We start from the raw sequence: 19474 nt of genomic DNA on the forward strand, positions 1-19474 counted from the left end.
CCATACCATATATTATTGATATGGACTACTTCTTGTACTACATCTCTGTTTGTTTATCTAAAGCTTTTCAAAGAACTTGCCTTCAAATCTTGTGTTGAAAACGGTTGCAAAGGTAAGTCATATTTTCGAAACCACCAAATTTTTCAGAAAAGTTTTTCAGAAAAATTTTTCAGCGGCGGTCCGAAGCGCGTCCCCCTCCGAGCTCACCCTTTCTCGCTCCCTTGCAGCATGCAAGGTAAGATACTCAGTGAAGCGCCTCCGGAAAGACATCCGGCTTACACTCTGTCATCAGAATTTCATTTCTTCAGTGCGTTTCCCTCTCGAAAGCGGTTGCAAAGGTACAGACTTTTCCGAAACCTGCAAGTGTTTTACAACACTTTTTTATAACATTTTTATCAATTTTTTTTCAACAGACTGATAGTCTGACGAATAAGAATAACTATTTTCCCTACTTCCCGTTTTCAAGGGACAGACCGTACACCTATATTTAATGGATTCCCTTCAAAAAAACGTCCGCACGTTCCAACCGAAACGTGCGGACGTTTTCATCCGAACGAACGTTCGTTTGAATGAAAACAAACGTTCGTTTTTCGAGCCCTACCAACAAGCTGGTTACCAGGCAGATGGGAATCAGTCGATATTCGTCAGTTCCGTCAGTTGCCCGGTCACCGAATCCATGATGAAACCGCGGACAATCAAATCCTGCGGAACCAGCGGATGATGTTTCACCAGGTGTACACTCTTACGTACCGCTTCTTCGGTATCGTTGAAGCCGCTCAACCAGGAACGGAGGTTGATGTCGCAATACTCCATCATGTCCAGGTGGTCCTGCGACACGCCCCGCTCACGCATGTGCTTCAGCATCAGTTCGCTGTCCATGTGCTGTACCCCGCAGTCGGTATGGCCGATAATCATGATTTCCTGCACGCCCAGCTCGTAGATGGCCACCAGCAGGCTGCGCACCACACTTCCAAACGGATGCATGACGGTACCGCCGGCGTTCTTGATGAGCTTCACATCGCCGTTCTTCAGGCCCAGTGCCGCGGGGAGCAGCTCTACCAGGCGGGTATCCATACAGGTTACGATTGCTATTTTCTTGTCCGGGTATTTGGTGGTGATGTATTTCTCATACCCTTTCTCTGCCACAAAGGCTTCATTGAATTTCAGTAGTTCGTCTATCATCTCAATCAGTTTTAATTAATGCCATCTGTCTTGCACGAAAGATGTTGTTCTCTGCCAACAAATTTACAACGGATTCTGTTTCTGCAAGCAAAAAATTATCTGTATTTTTGTGCAAATGACTCAAACGAATCAAACTATGGCAAAAGAACTCGAACTGAAGTACGGTTGTAACCCCAACCAGAAACCTGCCCGTATCTACATGCAGGAGGGAGAACTGCCCATCACCGTATTGAACGGACGCCCGGGATACATCAATTTCCTGGATGCCCTGAACGGATGGCAGTTGGTCAAGGAACTGAAAGAAGCCACCGGAATGCCGGCTGCCACTTCCTTCAAACACGTCAGCCCGGCAGGCGCCGCCATCGGCCTGGAACTGGACGAAACAATGAAACAGATTTATTTTGTGGGTGATTTGCCGCTTTCACCGCTGGCCAACGCCTACGTACGCGCCCGTGGAGCCGACCGCATGTCATCCTACGGCGATTTCATTGCCCTGAGCGACGTGTGCGACGAAGCCACGGCCCGTTTCATCAACCGCGAAGTTTCCGACGGGGTCATCGCGCCGGGATATACCGACGCAGCGCTGGAAATCCTGAAAGCCAAGCGGAAAGGTACCTACAACGTGATACAGATTGACCCGGACTACCGCCCGGCCCCCATCGAGCACAAGGACGTATTCGGCATCACCTTCGAGCAGGGACGCAACGAAATCAAACTGAACGGAGCGGAACTCTTCGAAAACATCCCGACCCAGAACAAGGACTTCCCCGAAGCGGCCCGCCGCGACCTGATGATTGCCCTGATTACCCTGAAATACACCCAGTCGAATTCCGTATGCTACGTAAAGGATGGACAGGCCATCGGCATCGGAGCCGGCCAGCAGAGCCGCATCCACTGTACCCGTCTGGCAGGAAACAAGGCCGACATCTGGTACCTGCGCCAGCACCCGAAGGTACTGAACCTGCCCTGGGTAGAGAAAATCCGCCGCGCCGACCGTGACAACACCATCGACGTATACATCAGTGACGACCACGACGACGTACTGGCCGACGGCGTATGGCAACAGTTCTTCACCGAGAAGCCGGAAGTGCTGACCCGCGAAGAGAAACGTGCCTGGCTGGACACACTGACCGGCGTATCGCTGGGCTCGGACGCCTTCTTCCCCTTCGGCGACAACATCGAACGCGCCCACAAGAGCGGTGTAACCTATATCGCACAGGCCGGCGGCTCGGTACGTGACGACCATGTCATCGCCACCTGCGACAAGTACGGTATCGCCATGGCGTTTACCGGCATCCGCCTGTTCCACCATTAACAGGCCCTATACAAACGAGACTCCCCCGGGAAAGGAAGCGGTTCCTTACCCGGGGGAGTCTTCGTACATGGCCTTCGGCCGCTACGCGATTCAGAACTTATATGCGCATGTCAGATAAAAGGCCAGGTTATACGGATGATGACCGGAAGCAATCTTGATGAAGCTGAAGTCACCGTCAAGACCTACCGTCCAACGGGGAAAGTCCATCGCTACCCCCGCCTGTACACCGGCATCCAGCCGGTCCAGTCCGTCGGTCTTGACACCGTTCAGGTTCGAGCTTCCGAAGGTATTCCACGAAGTCGTCATATCGTCCACCTCGTATTCCGTCTTTCCGTTCACGCCGTATGCCAGGTAAGGACCTGCCGTAAACACCATGTCAAACGAAGAGACAGTCCCTACATGGAACGCAGCCAGCAGCGGCATCTGGAAATAGTTCTGGTTGACCTGCACGTCCTGATTCAGGCGTTCGGCCTTGGCACCTTTCGATACCCACGACAGTCCGGTCTGGAAAGAGACCAGTCCACTCAAGGGGACATCGATGCCGATTCCTACTTTCGGGCTGAATATCGGATTGGTATGGTCGGAGCCTTTTCCCATCCAGGTACTCATACCCAAACCGAGTTCCATACTCCAGGTTACTTTTGTCTGTGCGGCGACAGTCAGCGTACACAGTACGCCCACCATCAGGAGAAGTAATTTTTTCATCATGTCTTTCTTTTTTCGTCATTTCAGACAAAAATAAGAAAAATCCGGCACATGCCTCTCTTTCTACCTGTTTTTTCGCAATGAAAAGAATAAATCAGAATTCATAATCGATTCCGATGGAAATGTTTTCTCCATCGAGGTCTACACCCAGTCCATTTTCACCCCGGAAATAATCGTCGCGGAATCCAGCAAAACCAATCTTGGAAATCAGACTGAAATGATTGTTCAACTTAATGGAAATACCCGGTTTCACACCAATCTCAAAACCATTATAGTTATCCATATCCTTTACCGCTGTAGTAGAAAAACCGAATCCCATATCAAGGAACAAACGGACAATCTTATTCTCGTAGAACGAAAAACGGGCATAAGGTGCCAAAGCAAACGAATTAAGGCTGGTGCCGTCTTCATATGAATGAGAAAAGACCAGCTCTCCTCCCACAGCCCATCTGCTGTTCAGATTATAACCGAACTCCGGAGCGATAGAAAACTTAGTACGGTCTGCGTCATCATTTCTCCAAAGGCTGATACCACCGCCCAGATACATCTCCTGTGCCTGTGCTGCCAATGCAGACACCAACATCACTAATACAAACAAAAACTTTCTCATAAAAACTAATTTAAAGATTAATATTAAAAATAAAATACACTTCTGTCATTTTCCCTTATGGCGATTCGCCCGCTGACGGCGGTATTCCGCTTTCATCTTGGCAGAACCCGAACCGTGAAGCCCCGTAATGTAGGTCTTCTTCTTGGCCTTGGTCTTTACTTTCTCTTCTTTCTTTCCGGCCGGCGAGGATTTGCTTCCCTTGAAGACAATCCCCTCGGTCATAATCTTTTCTATATCCATAAATCTATATCGGCTAATTGTTCGGAATCAATTGAAATACACGACTTCCACCTGACGGGCGGCGGCAAACTCCTTCAAGAGGTCGACCATGTACCGCACATCGGCTTCCAGCCCTTCCTTTCCACGGTAACTGTTCATGATGGCCAGCAGGTGAGTGGTGTCACCGGTCAGCTTGGTACGTTCGTTATCGCTGGTAGGAGTCCCTACCCCACCCACCGCATCGCGGTAGACAGGCATCCCTTCGATGTTCAGCTCCCCGCGTCCGATGCCTTCATACGGCTCGCCGGCCTTTCCGATGCCCAGCACCAGGCGGTCGCCCACAATCTTGTCGAGGTCAAACCCGCCGATGGAGTGTCCGCTGTAGATGGAGGCCAGATTAATCAGGTCCACCAGCGTATCGATCTGATACAGGGGAAGTCCGCGCAGGATGCGCCGGCACAGTGCCTCGGACGAGGGACGGTAGCGGCTGGGGTCCTTGCCACATTTCTTATAGGCCTGGCGGGTAGCCTGGATGGCAGGCATATCCTTGATGGAATCGACAGTATACCGCTGGCGGTAGAGTTCCGTAAACTCCTGGATGCGTTTCCACAACGGCTCGCTGTAGGCCGAATTCGTCACTTCGGCCAGTACGGCGGCTCCCTGGAACGAAGGCCAGGCGGCTTTCAGCTCCGGAGAGACTTCTAATGTAATCTTCTTCATACTTCGTTGGCGTTTAGAAAGGATGCATCAGCAGAATTCCCGACAGGATACGTCCGGAGCGGATACCTTGCCGGCGTGCGGAAAAGAACCTGTCGTTCTGCCGATAGGTACAGATACCGGCTACCGAGACCTGCGCCTCGGGAACCCCCTGTTCCAACAGCTGCAGGCGGTTGGCCTCCCACAAATCCAGGTGCCACTTCGAGTCCCGGCGTGCAATGCGCTCCATGGGGAAGCCGGCCTCGCAGAATGCCTGATAGACTTCATCGCCTACCTCGAAGGCGTCCAGCGAAATGCCGGGACCGATGCAGGCCACCACATCTTCGGGACGGGTGCCGTACACCTCTCCCATCTGCCGCAGGGTCTTACCGACAATCCGTGCCACGGTACCCCGCCATCCCGCATGAACGGCGGCCACCGCCCGCAGGCGCCGGTCGTAACAAAGCACCGGGATACAGTCGGCCGTAGAGATACACAGGCACTGCCCGGGAATACGGGTCATCAGGGCATCCACCCCTTCCAGCGCCTCCGTGCGGGCCGCATCGGGCAACTGCAGGAAAGCCTCATCCACGGTACGTACCTCTGTACCGTGTGTCTGGTGAGGGATGAGCAACGTTTCCGGCCGTTGCGGCAGCAGGCCGCACAAGAGTTCCCGGTTCCGGGCCACCGCCTCGTGACGGTCGCCGCAATAGCCGTTGCAGTTGAACGAGGCATACGCCCCTTCGCTGAACCCTCCATGCCGGGTGGTCGAGAAACAGAAGATGTCGGTGTAAGGTTGCATCGCCCCATACACCAACATCCGGTTATCTGCTGAAAAATGATTCATGATTATTTCTGGGGTTCGTCCTCCCAATCTTCTTCTTCGTATTCGTATTCGAAATCCTCGTCGTCCGCTTCGTCCTCGTATTCAAACTCGAAGTCCTCGTCTTCGCCCATATCCTGCAGTTCCTGCTGGAGCTCGGTCAGGTTCTTGGCACGATGGACAATCGCCTCCCGACGGACCGCTTCCAGTTGGTTGCTGTCCTTGTTGAGTTCCGTCCACAGGATGTCCTTCAGTTCGGATATGCCCAGTCCGGTAATGGAAGAGATGAATACATGCGGTATATCTTGAGGCAATGTAGGTTCCAGCATCGCAATCAGCTCCTCGTCCAGCATATCGCTCTTGGTGATAGCCAGCACCCGCTGCTTGTCGAGCATCTCCGGGTTGAAACGTGCCAGCTCGTTGAGCAGCACCTCGTATTCCTTGCGGATATCGTCCGTATCGCCCGGCACCATGAACAGCAGCAGCGAGTTACGTTCGATGTGGCGCAGGAAGCGCAGGCCCAGCCCCTTCCCTTCGCTGGCCCCTTCGATGATACCCGGGATGTCGGCCATCACGAAGGACTTCCCTTCGCGGTAAGAGACGATACCCAGATTCGGTTCCAGCGTAGTGAACGGATAGTTGGCAATCTTCGGACGGGCCGCCGACACCGTAGAAAGCAGCGTAGACTTTCCGGCATTGGGGAATCCCACCAGACCTACATCGGCCAATAGTTTCAGTTCCAAGATAACGGTCATCTCCTGCATGGGTTCGCCCGGCTGCGCAAAGCGGGGAGCCTGGCGGGTAGCCGTCCGGAAGTGCCAGTTGCCCAGTCCTCCGCGTCCCCCTTTCAAGAGGATGACCTCCTGTCCGTGTTCGGTAATGTCGCATACATACTCGCCGGTTTCGGCGTTGTAGGCCACCGTTCCGCACGGCACTTCAATGATTTTATCTGCACCGTCTTTTCCGAAGCTCTTGTTCTTCGAGCCGTTTCCTCCGTGTTCGGCGAACACGTGGCGTTCATACTTCAGGTGCAGCAATGTCCAGTAATTGCGGTTACCCCGCAAGATAACATGACCTCCTCTACCACCGTCGCCACCGTCAGGGCCTCCATTGGGCATGTATTTCTCACGACGCATGTGTACCGAGCCTCGGCCTCCTTTACCGGAGCGGCAGTAGATCTTTACATAATCAACAAAATTCGATTCAGCCATAATGCTAGTTCAATAATTACGTTCGTATCCCTACGAAACAAGTAAACGGTCGGTTTATATTTACGATAAAAGATAAAGAAGAATAAAGAACCTTATATCCGGACAGACAGAAGGCTCTCCATTCTTCGTATATATGATTCAATCAGAGTTTATCGATTGCAGTACAGATATCGGCAAAGATACCTTCCATGGTACCCAGACCATTGATGTGGCAATACTTGCCATCATTCTTGTACCAGTCAATCAACGGAGCTGTCTGTGAATGGTAAACGACCAGACGTTTCTTGATGGTTTCTTCATTATCGTCAGCACGTCCACATTCCTGACCACGCTTGATAAGACGGGTCATCAGTTCATCTTCCGGAACTTCCAGGTCAAGCATGACAGACACTTCCTGTCCGCGTTCCTTCAACATCGCCTTCAGCGCATCTGCCTGAGCGATGGTACGTGGGAAACCGTCGAAGATGACACCTTTACTGTCCTTAAAGCTATCGAATACACTAGCCAGAATGTCAATCATCAGGGCATCCGGAATCAGCTGTCCGTTATCGATGTAGCCTTTAGCTGTCTTACCCAGTTCGGTACCGTTCTTGATTTCGGCACGCAGCACGTCGCCTGTAGAGATGTGGTTCAATCCGTATTTCTCCACGATACGGGCACTCTGAGTTCCTTTTCCGGAGCCCGGTGCACCAAAAATTACAATATTCAACATTTTTACCTTAATTATTATATAGTGAGTATTAGTCTTCTACGATGTAGATATCCCGGAAATTACGTCCGTAACCGTCGTAATCGAGTCCGTAGCCAACGATGAAATCGTTCGGGATATTCATGGCCACATAATCAATCTTCAGGTCTACCTGCAGCTTGTCGGGTTTCACCAGCAGCGTAGCGATACGGATGTCCTTGGGATTCTTCGCGCGCAAGGTTTCAAGCAGCCGCTGCATGGTCAGGCCGGTATCGACAATGTCTTCTACAATGACGACGGTACGTCCGCTGATGTCGTCGTTCAGTCCTACCAGTTCCTTTACCCGGCCGGTAGTGGAAGTCCCTTCATACGAAGCCAGCTTCACGAAAGAGATTTCGCAGGGAATGGTCAGCCGTTTCATCAGATCGGCGGTAAACATGAATGACCCATTCAGGACGCTCACGAACAAGGGGTCGCTTCCGGAAAGGTCACGATTGATTTCATCGGCCACACGGGCAACCTCTGTCAGAATCTTCTCTTCCGGAATGAACGTGGTAAACCGTTTATCTTTAATCTGAATAGTATCCATAGATCTATGTTGTTAATAAATTGGTGCAAATTTACGAATAATCTGCCAAACCTCCACACGCTCACGACGGTTTTAAATATATTTTCTAAGGAAACATAAAGACAGTTCAATCCTTTTTTCGTACTTTTACCGTCAAATTAGCTAGTTGAGAGAACAATGAAAATATTAAGCTGCAAACAACAACGCGAAGCTGATGCCTATACCATCAGCCATGAATCCATACTATCCATCAACCTGATGGAAAAAGCGGCCAGCCTGATTACTGACGCCATCTGCCGGCGTTGGGACAAAGCCCGCCGCATGATTGTCTTTGCCGGTGCCGGAAACAACGGCGGCGACGCCCTGGCTGTGGCCCGCATGCTGTTCCTGAAACATTATCCGGTGGAAGTGGTCTTCTTCAACGTGACCGGAAAAATCTCCGAAGAATGTCTTACCAACATCCGCCGGCTGAAAGAATGCGGTTTCGCCAACTTTACGGAAGTGAGCTCCCAGTTCGACCCGCCGAAACTGACGCGCAACGACATCGTGATAGACGGCCTCTTCGGAGCCGGACTGAACAAGCCTCTGAGCGGCGGCTTCGCAGCAGTCGTACAATATATCAACGCGTCGCAGTCGACCGTGGTCTCCATCGACACCCCCTCGGGACTGATGGGCGAAGACAATACCTACAACGTACGCCAGAACATCATCCAGGCCGACCTGACCCTGACCATCCAGCTTCCGAAGCTGTCCTTCCTCTTCGCCGAGAACGAAGAATACGTGGGCGAATGGGAAGTGCTGGACATCGGCACCAGCCAGGAATTCATGAAGAACGTCACGACTCCCTACTACATCACCGAAGAGGCGGAAGTACGGAGCCTTATCCGTCCCTATAAGAAATTCGCCCACAAGGGCATGCGCGGACACGGACTCCTCATCGCCGGTTCATACGGCATGGGTGGAGCCGCAGTCATGGCAGCCCAGGCCTGCATGCGCTCCGGTATCGGACGCCTGACCGTCCACACACCTATCTGCAACCACAACCTGGTTCAGACCCTGGTTCCGCAGGCCACGGTGGAAGACGACCTGCACGAACGGTTCTTTGCCGAACCGACCGACCTGGACAACTACCAGGCCATAGCCATCGGTCCGGGACTGGGACAGGAGGAAATCACCGCCAAGACCACCATCGAACAGCTGGACAGCTGCTATGTACCGACGGTACTGGACGCCGACGCCCTGAACAACCTCAGCGTATACCGGAACTTCCTGAACCGCGTCCCGAAACAAGCCATCCTGACCCCACACGTCAAGGAGCTGGAACGCCTGGTAGGCCGGTGCAGCAACAGCTACGAACGCCTGAGCAAGGCCAAGGAACTGTCTTCCTACCTGCAGTGCTACATCGTACTGAAAGGAGCATGGACTACCATCATTACACCGGAAGGAAACTGTTACTTCAATCCGACCGGCAATCCGGGCATGGCCACCGGAGGAAGCGGAGATGTGCTGACCGGTATCCTGCTGGCCCTGCTGGCCCAAGGCTATCCGCAGGAAGCAGCCTGCCGCCTGGGAGTCTATGTACACGGACTGGCAGGCGACATCGCCCGCGAACGGCAGGGAGTCATCAGCATGAACGCCGCCGACATCATCGAGGCTCTGCCGGAAGCCTGGAAAAAACTAACCGAAACGAAATAAACCTCCGACCATGAAGAAAGGAATCATCGCGCTAAGCCTGCTGGCAGCTACGGCCGCCACTTATGCCCAAGACCCCTACATACCGGGGAAAGGAGAAGGAATCGCTTATTTCCTTCCGAAAACGGCATTGGAAGTACGTGTCATCGCCACCAAAGTAACGTATCAGCCGGGAGAGTTCTGCCAATACGCCAACCGTTTCCTGCGCCTGAACAACGTAACCGCCCAACCGGAAACCTATTGGAAAATCAAACAGATAGAAGTATGTTCAGTGGGAGTACCCGATTCGACCAAGGCCTATATCATGAAACTGAAGGACAAGGACCTGGCCTCGAACATGGAACTGACAGACGACGGCATCATCAAGGCCATCAACACCTCGGCCCCCGCCACGGAAGAGACTCCCTACAAGCTGGAAAAACCCCAGCGGCATCCCAACGCCCGGAAATACCTGACGGAAGAAATCCTGATGGCCGGCTCCACCGCCAAGATGGCTGAACTGACCGCCAGGGAAATCTTCAACATCCGCGAAAGCAAGAACCTGATTCTACGCGGGCAGGCCGAAAACATGCCGAAAGACGGCGCTTCCCTGCAACTGGTCATCGACAACCTGAACCAGCAGGAACAGGCCATGACGGAAATGTTTACCGGCATCAACGACCGTGAGGACCAGGTGTTCACCGTACGCCTGTCGCCGGAGGAAGGGCTGAAGGACCGGATTGCCTTCCGCTTCTCGGAAAAGCTGGGTATCCTGACCCCGGACGACCTGGCCGGAGAACCGATTTATGTGAACCTGACCAGCAAAACCGCCCTGGGCACCCAGGAAGAAGGAAAAGGGAAACAGCCGAAAGGAGTCCTCTACAACATTCCAGGGAAAGCCAACGTCAGCGTCAGCTTCGAAGGAAAGACGGTTTTCGAAGAGGAACTGCCTGTCACCCAACTGGGGTACACAGAAGTCCTGACCGACGGGCTCTTCGACAAGAAGGTCAACACCCGCGTCGTCTTCAATCCGAATACCGGCGCCATCGTGAAGATAGACAAGGACTGACAACAGTCCACCAGACATAAAAAAGGCAGCCGCGCCACAGTCCGGGTAAAACCTGCTGTAGCACGGTTGCCTTTCTGATATACAGCCACCGGCCGGTTCCGCCGGCCGCCGGCTGTGTACCGTCGGTTTATTTCTTCATGTTCGCCTCTTCCAGGCCGTAGTGCTTCTTGGCATCTTCCTGACGAAGCATCAGGGAAATGAGGATGGCACAAGCGCCGAACAGGGCAAAGATGGTCATCGGTACGGTGTAATTATAGCCTGTCACCACACCGGCTTCATTGTATTGGGTAGCAAAATCGTTGATAACCCATCCTATCAGCAGCGGAACCATGGCCAGACCGATGTTCTGGATGTAGAAGATGATGGCATAGGCCGAACCCAGCTGCTTCATCGGGATAATCTTCGGAACGGAAGGCCACATGGCGCTCGGTACAAGTGAAAAGGCAATACCCAGGATTACCATCACTACCACCGCAAACCACCAATAGTTCATCACCGGCAAGGCGAAGAGCACGTGTACCACCGTCAGCATGACCGAACCGATAATCATCAGGGTAGCTCCCCGACCGATACGGTCGTACAGGGTTCCGAAGACAGGGGTCAACAGGATGGTACCGAAAGGCAAGAGGGCCGGAATAAGCCCGGCAAAAGATTCCGGTACGTTATATTTGAAAATCATCAGCTTGGTAGCGAATTTCAGGAAAGGGAACACCCCGGCATAGAACATCAGGCACAACAGGGTAATCAGCCAGAAACCTTTGCTGCAGAAAATCAGCTTCAGGTCCGACATCTTGAAACCTTCTTCCTCGGCAGTTTCGCCGGCCTCCTGACGGGCAGCCTGTACGGAAGCGTCTTCCTTCTTGTCCATCACACAATATACCAGATAGCACAAGAAACCGATACACAAGGTAATGGCACCGAAAAGTACCGGATAGGAAACCTCGCCCATCATCCGGGCCACCGGCAGACTGACGCCCAGCGCTACAGCCGTTCCGATACGGGCCATCGCCACCTGAAGTCCCATGGCCAAAGCCAGTTCCTTACCGGCAAACCATTTGACAATGACCTTCGATACGGTAATACCACTGATTTCGCAGCCGACACCGAAAATGGAGAAGCCCAACGAAGCCACGACAACCTGCAGGTTCATACCCAGGAAAGTGGCATCGCCGAAGTCGCTGGCCAGCGCATACCATTTGATCAGCGCACCGGCAAACATCAGTCCGGAAGACAGGATACCGGTAAAACGGATACCCATCTTATCCAGAATCAGACCGCCGAAGAACAGCATCAGCAGAAAAACATTGATGTAACCATAGGAGCCGGAGAAGAATCCGTATTCCGTACTGGACCATCCTTCGCCCGAAGCAATGGTAGCCACCGTCTTCTCTACCACCTGCTGATTACCATCCACACAATCCAGGTATTGTACCTGGAGCCCTTTCTCCAGACTTTCTACCGTCAGCGAAGGCGAAGCCTCATCGGCAGCCAGCAGTTCCATCTTGGCCAACAACGAATCGGTAGGCATGGATGTATCGTCAGTAAAATGGGCCACACTTCCCCGGGTAGTCAGCAAATTTTCCAGCGGAGACATGACGTCCGTCAGGAAATAACCGCACATCATTGTAAAGGAAACAATGATGAGCGCCGTCCAGCGAGCGGCCTTCGAGTCACTCAATTTTTTCTGAATCTGTTCTTTCATTTTATACTAATTTAGATTAAATATTCAAAACCGCGTCAAAGATACGTTTTTTTATTGGCTTTTTATTTTCATAGCTCAAAATATATACTAATTTTGTGACAAAATGAAAAATAAGACAAGACCTAATCAATTCAGACAAAAAAACACCAGACCATGAAAAAGACAAAATTAAGAATCGTTACCGCACTGGTGGGAGGAAGCCTGCTGTTCTCCTCGTGCATCGGCTCATTCGGACTCTGGTCGAACCTGAAAGACTGGAACCAGGGCATCGGGAATAAGTTCGTCAATGAAGTAGTTTTTCTGGCATTTCACATCGTACCGGTATATGAAGTTGCTTACCTGGCAGACATCCTGGTACTGAACTCCATCGAATTCTGGTCGGGCTCGAACCCTGTAGCCGAACTGGGGTCCATCCGTACGATACACGGTGAAAAGGGCACCTACGCCATCCGCACCAATGAAGACGGTTACACCATCACGAAAGAAGGCGATGAAGGAAAAGAACTGAACCTGGTGTACAACGCAGAAAAGCGGACCTGGAATGCCGAAGCGGAAGGACAAAGCTTCGAACTCATCCGCATGAACGAAGACGGGACCATCAGCTACCAGCAACCGGACGGTTCCCTGAAAACCATCGTGCCGAACGCACAGGAAGTAGCCATTGCCCGCACACAGAGCGGAGAATCTCCTTTCCTCCGGTAAGGACTTCCTACAGACATCAACCATATTCCAAACCGTTCCAGCCTGAAACCTGGGACGGTTTTTCTTTTGCCGCCCCGGGAAGGGCTTTCCCGGAAGCCCCCTGCCTTCACCGTGAAACATCAGCCTTCACCGCAACTCTTTGTTCCACAGCGCGCCGGAGGCGATGTGAAAGCGTGAAGCCTTTATCCGGAAAACTTTCTGTAACAGCTATTCCCCACGTTTCACCAGACCGGGACGGGACTCCCGGCCACAGGGCATAAAAAAGAGGCTGCCCCGAACGAGGCAGCCTCCGCTTATCTTTCAGAATCTGTACGGCAGATTAGCACTGAGCCAATTTGTTTTCAGAGCCCAAAACGTTGATGATTTTGTGCTTGTACAGTTTTTCCATGTTGTCACGAGCCGGGCCCAGATACTTACGTGGGTCGAATTCAGCCGGTTTTTCAGCGAATACCTTACGGATAGCTGCAGTCATAGCCAGACGAGAGTCTGAGTCGATGTTGATCTTGCAAACAGCAGATTTAGCAGCCTTACGCAACTGTTCTTCCGGAATACCGATAGCAGCTTCCAGCTTACCACCGAACTTGTTGATAGTATCAACTTCTTCCTGAGGAACTGAAGAAGATCCGTGCAATACGATAGGGAATCCCGGCAATTTTTCCATTACAGCGTCCAATACAGCGAATTCCAATGGAGGAGGAACCAGACGACCTGTAGCCGGATCAACGTGGCACTGTTCCGGTTTGAACTTGTATGCACCGTGAGAAGTACCGATTGAGATAGCCAAAGAGTCGCAACCTGTACGAGTAGCGAAGTCGATTACTTCTTCCGGATTAGTATAAGTGTGGTGTTCTGCACTAACTTCATCTTCTACACCAGCCAATACGCCCAATTCACCTTCTACAGTTACATCGAACTGATGAGCGTAGTCAACTACCTTCTTAGTCAAAGCTACGTTTTCTTCGTAAGGCAGGTGAGAACCGTCGATCATTACTGAAGAGAAGCCCATGTCGATACAAGACTTACACAATTCGAATGAATCTCCGTGATCAAGGTGCAGAACGATTTCCGGATGAGCGCAGCCCAATTCCTTGGCATATTCTACAGCACCTTCGGCCATGTAACGCAACAGAGTCTGGTTTGCATAGTTACGGGCACCTTTAGAAACCTGCAGGATAACCGGCGATTTAGTTTCTACAGCAGCCTTAATGATAGCCTGCAACTGTTCCATGTTATTGAAGTTGAAAGCCGGAATAGCATAACCACCTTTGATAGCTCTAGCAAACATATCTCTTGTGTTCACCAAGCCTAATTCTTTGTAATTAACCATTGTTGTAAAATTTATTATAGTTAGTAATTAAATTCTTATGCAAAAGTAGCAATAATTGTGAGAACTTCCTATCTGCTTCCGAAAAAAAATAATACCGGAAAGGGTACAGCCGACAAATAGCGGAGTACAGCCGCCCCCGACCAGGCAGATGCAATGTGGATATTACAAAAGGGCATCCGTTTTTCATGGTCTCCCCTTACCTTTATCTAATATAAAAAGCCACGAACCGTCTGTATCATAAAAAATTATTGTTTTTCTTTTCAGTTTCAAATAAAAGGCGTATCTTTGCAACCCGAAACAGACCATTACACACGATTGGTGTTACCAGATATTGCCAATAATAACAATAAAAGTATATACTAAACATGAAAAAAGGTATTCATCCTGAAAACTACCGTCCGGTAGTATTTAAAGACATGTCAAACGGTGACATGTTCCTGTCTCGTTCAACTTGTGCTACTAAAGACACAATCGAATTCGAAGGCGAAACTTATCCGTTGGTAAAGCTGGAAATCTCTAGCAGCTCTCACCCGTTCTACACTGGTAAATCTAAGCTGGTCGATACAGCTGGACGTGTAGATAAGTTCATGAGCCGTTACGGTAACCGTCTGAAAAAGTAATTTTACCCGCAAAGTAAAAATAAAAGCGAGCGTTTTCTGCAGGAGACGCTCGCTTTTGTTTTGTCTGCAGGCCTGGTGCCCGATTGGCCAGAAACGGCCGGCCATCTAGGAAATGACCGCCCAGTTGACATGCTTTTTCCGGAGCTCCTTCAGCTGTTGCCATACCACGGCATTCTCCGGCTTGACGCCATCCGGGTCGTCATCCAGTAGCCGCTCGGCTATTTTACGCACGTATTGAAGCAACTGACCATCGCGGGCAATATCGGCAATCTTCAGGTCAAAGGCCACTCCGCTCTGCTGGGTTCCTTCCAGATCGCCGGGCCCCCGCAGCTTCAGATCGGCCTCCGCTATCTCGAAACCGTCATTGGTCTGTACCATGATTTCAATGCGCTTCCGGGTATCCTCGGTCAACTTATACCCAGTCACCAGCATGCAATAGGACTGGTCGGCTCCCCGACCGACACGTCCCCGCAACTGATGCAACTGCGACAATCCGAAGCGTTCGGCATTCTCGATGACCATGACCGAGGCATTAGGGACATTCACTCCCACCTCGATAACCGTCGTCGCCACCATAATCTGGGTTTCATTGCGCAAGAAACGTTGCATTTCCGCGTCTTTCTCGGCCGGCTTCATCTTGCCATGCACCTTGCTGACCTTGTATTCCGGGAACGCCTCGCAAATATGCAGGTAACCTTCTTCCAGGTTCTTGATGTCCATCTTCTCGCTTTCCTGAATAAGGGGATAGACAATATACACCTGACGTCCCTCCTGTATCTGCTTCCGGATAAAGGCATAAAGGGAGGCACGGCGGTTATCGAACTGATGAACGGTCTGAATCGGTTTGCGTCCGGGAGGAAGCTCGTCGATGACCGAGACATCCAAATCGCCATACAGGGTCATGGCTAACGTACGGGGAATCGGCGTAGCCGTCATGACCAGCACATGGGGCGGGCAAGTATTCTTTGCCCATAACTTGGCACGCTGGGCCACCCCGAAGCGGTGCTGCTCGTCAATGACCACGAGTCCCAGCGAAGCAAAGTTCACCGTATCTTCTATCACCGCGTGTGTACCGATCAGGATGTGTACCTCGCCGGTCAACAGGCCTTTCAGGACGGCTTCCCGGCGTTTCCCCTTCACGGTTCCCGTAAGCAGCTCCACCCGGACATCCATCCCTTCCAGGAAATGACGGACAGTTTCATAATGCTGGGTAGCCAGAATCTCGGTCGGGGCCATCATGCATGCCTGGTAACCGTTGTCCAAGGCTATCAGCATGGTCATCAGCGCGACCAAGGTCTTGCCACTCCCCACATCGCCTTGCAACAGGCGGTTCATCTGACGTCCGCTTCCCATATCCCGGCGCATCTCTTTGACGACGCGTTTCTGGGCTCCTGTCAGCTGGAAAGGAAGATGCTTGGAATAAAAGGTATTGAATATCTCGCCTACCCGGCTGAACACCAGCCCCTTGAATTTATTCCGCCGCTCTTTGGTGTAACGCAGGATATTCAACTGAACATAAAACAGTTCTTCGAACTTCAGCCGGTACTGCGCCTGCCGAAGCTGTTCCGGATTCTGCGGAAAATGGATGTAATAGAGCGCCTGGGTAAGCGGCATCAACCGGTACTTCTCCACCAGCGAAGGGCTAAGGGTCTCTTCCAGCACTTCATGCTGCAGCGCCCCGAACAGGTTCTTCATCAGCTTCGTCAAGGCATTAGAGTGCAGGTTGCTCCGCTTCATCCGTTCCGTCGTATTGTAATACGGCTGCAGGCCCATGGCAGAAAGCGTCAGTTCCGCCGCCGGGTCAATATCCGGATGGGCGATGTTGATGCGTCCGTTGAATACAGTCGGCTTTCCGAAAACGATGTATTCCTCGTTGGCCTTATACTTTCCGGTTATGAACTTCAAGCCTTGGAACCAGACCAGGTCCACGACACCGGTACCGTCGGAGAAATGACCGACCAGCCTCCGCTGCCGCCCCTCTCCCAACGTCTCGAAGCTCAGGACCTTTCCCCGCAACTGGATGTATGGCATGTTCCCGTCGATTTCACGGATGAGATACACCCGGCTTCTGTCTACGTACTTGTAAGGGAAATAATACAACAAGTCCTTGAAGGAATAGATTTCCAACTCCTTGTTCAGGATAGCCGCACGTTGCGGTCCTACCCCCTGCAGATACTTGATGTCTCGTGTAGTCAAATCGAACATATCCCTTCCATGAATTTTCCAATAGGTTTATAACAGATGCAGAAAACGTGTCGTCCGACGGGAGTTCCGCCTCGACGACACGTTCTGTATAGCTTGATCAAGCCAGCACTTCCGCCACCTTCAAGTCAAAAGGTGTAGTCAGTTTGATGTTTTCCCGATTTCCCGGAATGAGATGTACCGCATGTCCGGCAGCCTCCACCACCGAAGCATCGTCCGTAAACATCGGCGAATAGGGCTGAGCGTACGCCTGCTTCAACAGCGATACCGTAAAGACCTGCGGAGTCTGTACCAGGCGGTAACTGCTACGGGGTACTGTTTCACTCCCCGATTCCTCCAGCCTGCGCAGGGTTTCCACCACTTCCACCACCGGTATCACCGCCTCTTTCTGAGCAGCCTCCCGGTAGCAGTTACGGATAACTTCCTGTGAGACGAAGGGGCGGACACCGTCATGCACCCCTACCAGTCCTTCTTCATCCACCAGTGCCAGTCCGTTCCTTACGGAATGGAAACGGGTCTCCCCTCCATCGGCTATGCGATGAGGTAACGTAAAATGACAGGTGGAGCAGAGCTCTTTCCAGTAGGCCTGCTGATCGGCCGGAAGTACCAGAATCAGTTCCAACTGTGCATCGCAGGCATGGAAAGCCTCCAGCGTACGCATCAGCACCGGCTTCCCCTTTACAGGCAGGAACTGCTTCGGGATATCCCCTCCCATGCGGAGTCCTTTACCGCCAGCCACAACGATGACGTAATTCTTCATCAGGCAATCAGCATTCCTTTTTTCACTTCGGCCACCTTGTCAGCGCCGGCAAATTTCTCCAGAATGGCAAAGCCGAACATCCAGGCAGCTCCCGGACCTTTACCCAAGATGAAGTTATCGACAACTTCCACCAGGTTACCGGTATATTCAGCCCCCTCCAGGTATGTGTCGAAACCCGGATAGCAGGTAGCCTTCTTGCCTTTCAGCAGACCACGTTTGCCATATACCATCGGAGCGGCACAGATAGCGGCCAACGGTTTACCTGCTGCGGCAAAGCTCATAATCAGTTTGTCCAAGCCGGCATGTGCGTCCAGATTGGTTGCTCCAGGCAGTCCACCCGGCAGTACAATCATTTCCACCTCTGCTTCGTTCAGGTCCTCGAACAGCATGTCAGCCACGACAGGAACCTGATGTGAACTCGTTACCGTTTTGTTTCCGGTTACAGATACAGTCTTGACATTCAGACCTCCCCGACGCAAAATATCCAACGGGAACATGGTTTCCATTTCTTCGAAACCTTCGGCCAAAAAGATACAAATTGATTTCATAAGCTATTTCAGTTTAAAATAATACGTAATCGTTCCACTCTGATTGTTCACACCGTCCACTTCATTGAACCGGGCCCGGCGGGCAGCTTCTTCCGCCGCACGGCGCAACGCCGGATTCACGGTATTGGTGCGTTTGTTGATGCTTGTGCTGATTACCCGTCCGGAAGGGTCTACCACGATGGTTACCACGACACGCCCTTCATCCTGTACATTGTACACCGGTACGGGCAGTCCACCCGGTCCCAGCGAACGGCCGTTCAGGTCGAACGTACCATAGCCTCCGGTTCCGGAAGTCTTTCCGATAGCACTGTTTCCGGTCGGGCTTCCCTGGAAACCGCTACCAGAGGCAGCGTTTCCCTTACTACCCATCTTAGAACCCTTTCCGAAAGCACCGGCTATCTTGTTGGCCGCAGCCTCGGCAGCAGCCCGTTCGGCTTCGGCCCGTTTCTCGGCCTCCGTCTTTTCGGCCGGTTTCTCCACCGGTGTCTGAGGCTTCTGCGTCACCGTTTCCTTCTTCGGCTGTTCCTTTTTAGGCTTTTCCTGTTTCTTCGGCTGTTCTTTCTTCACTTGGATAGAAGGCTCATCCTCCTGTGTTATCATCGGTTGTTCAGGCGCAGGTTCGGTCATTTCCGGTTCGGAAGGTACCGCCGATTCCGGTTGGGGAAGTACATCCACCTCCGTCAATGTATAAGGGTCGGCATCACCCGCAGCCATCTCCGTATTTCCCAGCATAACAGGCACCCCACCCTCTTCCTGCGCGGCAGGACGCGAAAGGGTCAGCCAGAAAAGCAGCAGAAGTATAATAAGGTGTACTGCTACCGTTCCTACAATTCCTGTTATCTTACTCTTCTTCATG

20 protein-coding genes are annotated in these 19474 nt (G+C 51.9%); 5 read left to right on the plus strand and 15 right to left on the minus strand.

The features are described 5' to 3' along the window. Positions 1-630: 630 nt before the first annotated feature. Positions 631-1182, minus strand: a complete 552-nt coding sequence (locus tag C510_RS0112275) for a beta-class carbonic anhydrase (protein ID WP_018711637.1) — start codon at positions 1180-1182, stop codon at positions 631-633. A gap of 115 nt (positions 1183-1297) precedes the next feature. On the opposite strand from C510_RS0112275, the gene C510_RS0112280 reads away from it, so the two are divergent. After that, on the plus strand, positions 1298-2497 hold the full coding sequence (locus C510_RS0112280) for a phosphoribosylaminoimidazolecarboxamide formyltransferase (protein WP_081621845.1): 1200 nt from the start codon (positions 1298-1300) through the stop codon (positions 2495-2497). A 90-nt stretch (positions 2498-2587) separates the two neighbouring features. On the opposite strand, the gene C510_RS0112285 is transcribed toward C510_RS0112280, so the two are convergent. The 8 genes from C510_RS0112285 to hpt form a co-directional block, all read right to left on the minus strand. Beyond that, positions 2588-3205: a porin family protein gene (locus C510_RS0112285; RefSeq protein WP_018711639.1), complete on the minus strand. Its 618-nt coding sequence runs from the start codon at positions 3203-3205 to the stop codon at positions 2588-2590. A gap of 91 nt (positions 3206-3296) precedes the next feature. After that, positions 3297-3812 (minus strand): outer membrane beta-barrel protein, encoded by a 516-nt coding sequence (locus C510_RS0112290; protein ID WP_022340623.1) that lies wholly within the window; start codon positions 3810-3812, stop codon positions 3297-3299. A gap of 45 nt (positions 3813-3857) precedes the next feature. Beyond that, complete coding sequence (locus tag C510_RS0112295; protein WP_018711641.1) at positions 3858-4052, minus strand: hypothetical protein; 195 nt, start codon at positions 4050-4052, stop codon at positions 3858-3860. 27 nt (positions 4053-4079) lie between these two features. Further along, complete coding sequence (locus C510_RS0112300) at positions 4080-4751, minus strand: B3/B4 domain-containing protein (protein WP_018711642.1); 672 nt, start codon at positions 4749-4751, stop codon at positions 4080-4082. A 13-nt stretch (positions 4752-4764) separates the two neighbouring features. Continuing rightward, positions 4765-5574 carry a peptidoglycan editing factor PgeF gene (pgeF, locus tag C510_RS0112305; protein ID WP_018711643.1) on the minus strand — a complete coding sequence of 270 codons (810 nt, stop codon included), beginning with the start codon at positions 5572-5574 and terminating at the stop codon, positions 4765-4767. A 2-nt stretch (positions 5575-5576) separates the two neighbouring features. After that, positions 5577-6761 (minus strand): GTPase ObgE, encoded by a 1185-nt coding sequence (gene obgE / locus C510_RS0112310; protein ID WP_018711644.1) that lies wholly within the window; start codon positions 6759-6761, stop codon positions 5577-5579. A gap of 142 nt (positions 6762-6903) precedes the next feature. Then, positions 6904-7473 (minus strand): adenylate kinase, encoded by a 570-nt coding sequence (locus C510_RS0112315; protein WP_018711645.1) that lies wholly within the window; start codon positions 7471-7473, stop codon positions 6904-6906. Between the two features lie 28 nt (positions 7474-7501). Further along, positions 7502-8038: a hypoxanthine phosphoribosyltransferase gene (gene hpt, locus C510_RS0112320; RefSeq protein ID WP_018711646.1), complete on the minus strand. Its 537-nt coding sequence runs from the start codon at positions 8036-8038 to the stop codon at positions 7502-7504. Positions 8039-8194: 156 nt separating this feature from the next. On the opposite strand from hpt, the gene C510_RS0112325 reads away from it, so the two are divergent. Together C510_RS0112325 and C510_RS0112330 are read left to right on the plus strand one after the other, a co-directional pair. Continuing rightward, entirely contained in the window at positions 8195-9712 is a 1518-nt protein-coding gene (locus C510_RS0112325; RefSeq protein ID WP_018711647.1) for a bifunctional ADP-dependent NAD(P)H-hydrate dehydratase/NAD(P)H-hydrate epimerase, read from the plus strand. 10 nt (positions 9713-9722) lie between these two features. Then, positions 9723-10757, plus strand: a complete 1035-nt coding sequence (locus C510_RS0112330) for a DUF4831 family protein (protein ID WP_018711648.1) — start codon at positions 9723-9725, stop codon at positions 10755-10757. Positions 10758-10884: 127 nt separating this feature from the next. Here the strand turns inward: C510_RS0112330 and C510_RS0112335 are convergent, their stop codons facing one another. Beyond that, on the minus strand, positions 10885-12459 hold the full coding sequence (locus tag C510_RS0112335) for an MFS transporter (protein WP_018711649.1): 1575 nt from the start codon (positions 12457-12459) through the stop codon (positions 10885-10887). 153 nt (positions 12460-12612) lie between these two features. Here C510_RS0112335 and C510_RS0112340 point away from each other — a divergent pair, with 153 nt between their 5' ends. Beyond that, positions 12613-13161, plus strand: a complete 549-nt coding sequence (locus tag C510_RS0112340; protein ID WP_018711650.1) for a DUF3332 domain-containing protein — start codon at positions 12613-12615, stop codon at positions 13159-13161. Positions 13162-13480: 319 nt separating this feature from the next. Here C510_RS0112340 and C510_RS0112345 read toward each other — a convergent pair whose 3' ends face one another. After that, a complete protein-coding gene (locus tag C510_RS0112345) occupies positions 13481-14488 on the minus strand; it encodes a class II fructose-bisphosphate aldolase (protein WP_022340627.1) in 1008 nt (335 codons plus the stop codon). 365 nt (positions 14489-14853) lie between these two features. On the opposite strand from C510_RS0112345, the gene C510_RS0112350 reads away from it, so the two are divergent. Then, positions 14854-15108 (plus strand): type B 50S ribosomal protein L31, encoded by a 255-nt coding sequence (locus C510_RS0112350; RefSeq protein ID WP_018711652.1) that lies wholly within the window; start codon positions 14854-14856, stop codon positions 15106-15108. A gap of 105 nt (positions 15109-15213) precedes the next feature. Here the strand turns inward: C510_RS0112350 and recG are convergent, their stop codons facing one another. The 4 genes from recG to C510_RS0112370 all read right to left on the minus strand — a co-directional run bounded on the left by recG (position 15214) and on the right by C510_RS0112370 (position 19473). Beyond that, the gene (gene recG / locus C510_RS0112355; RefSeq protein ID WP_018711653.1) at positions 15214-17313 is read right to left on the minus strand and encodes an ATP-dependent DNA helicase RecG; all 2100 of its coding nucleotides are present in this window, start codon (positions 17311-17313) and stop codon (positions 15214-15216) included. Between the two features lie 97 nt (positions 17314-17410). Continuing rightward, the gene (locus tag C510_RS0112360) at positions 17411-18070 is read right to left on the minus strand and encodes a 2-C-methyl-D-erythritol 4-phosphate cytidylyltransferase (protein ID WP_018711654.1); all 660 of its coding nucleotides are present in this window, start codon (positions 18068-18070) and stop codon (positions 17411-17413) included. Further along, on the minus strand, positions 18070-18618 hold the full coding sequence (locus tag C510_RS0112365) for a DJ-1 family glyoxalase III (RefSeq protein WP_018711655.1): 549 nt from the start codon (positions 18616-18618) through the stop codon (positions 18070-18072). The genes C510_RS0112360 and C510_RS0112365 overlap by 1 nt, the downstream gene beginning before the upstream one ends. 3 nt (positions 18619-18621) lie before the next feature. Next, positions 18622-19473: a TonB family protein gene (locus C510_RS0112370; RefSeq protein ID WP_018711656.1), complete on the minus strand. Its 852-nt coding sequence runs from the start codon at positions 19471-19473 to the stop codon at positions 18622-18624. Position 19474: the final 1 nt, after the last annotated feature.

Source organism: Phocaeicola barnesiae DSM 18169 = JCM 13652 (assembly GCF_000374585.1).
GTDB classification, from domain to species: domain Bacteria; phylum Bacteroidota; class Bacteroidia; order Bacteroidales; family Bacteroidaceae; genus Phocaeicola; species Phocaeicola barnesiae.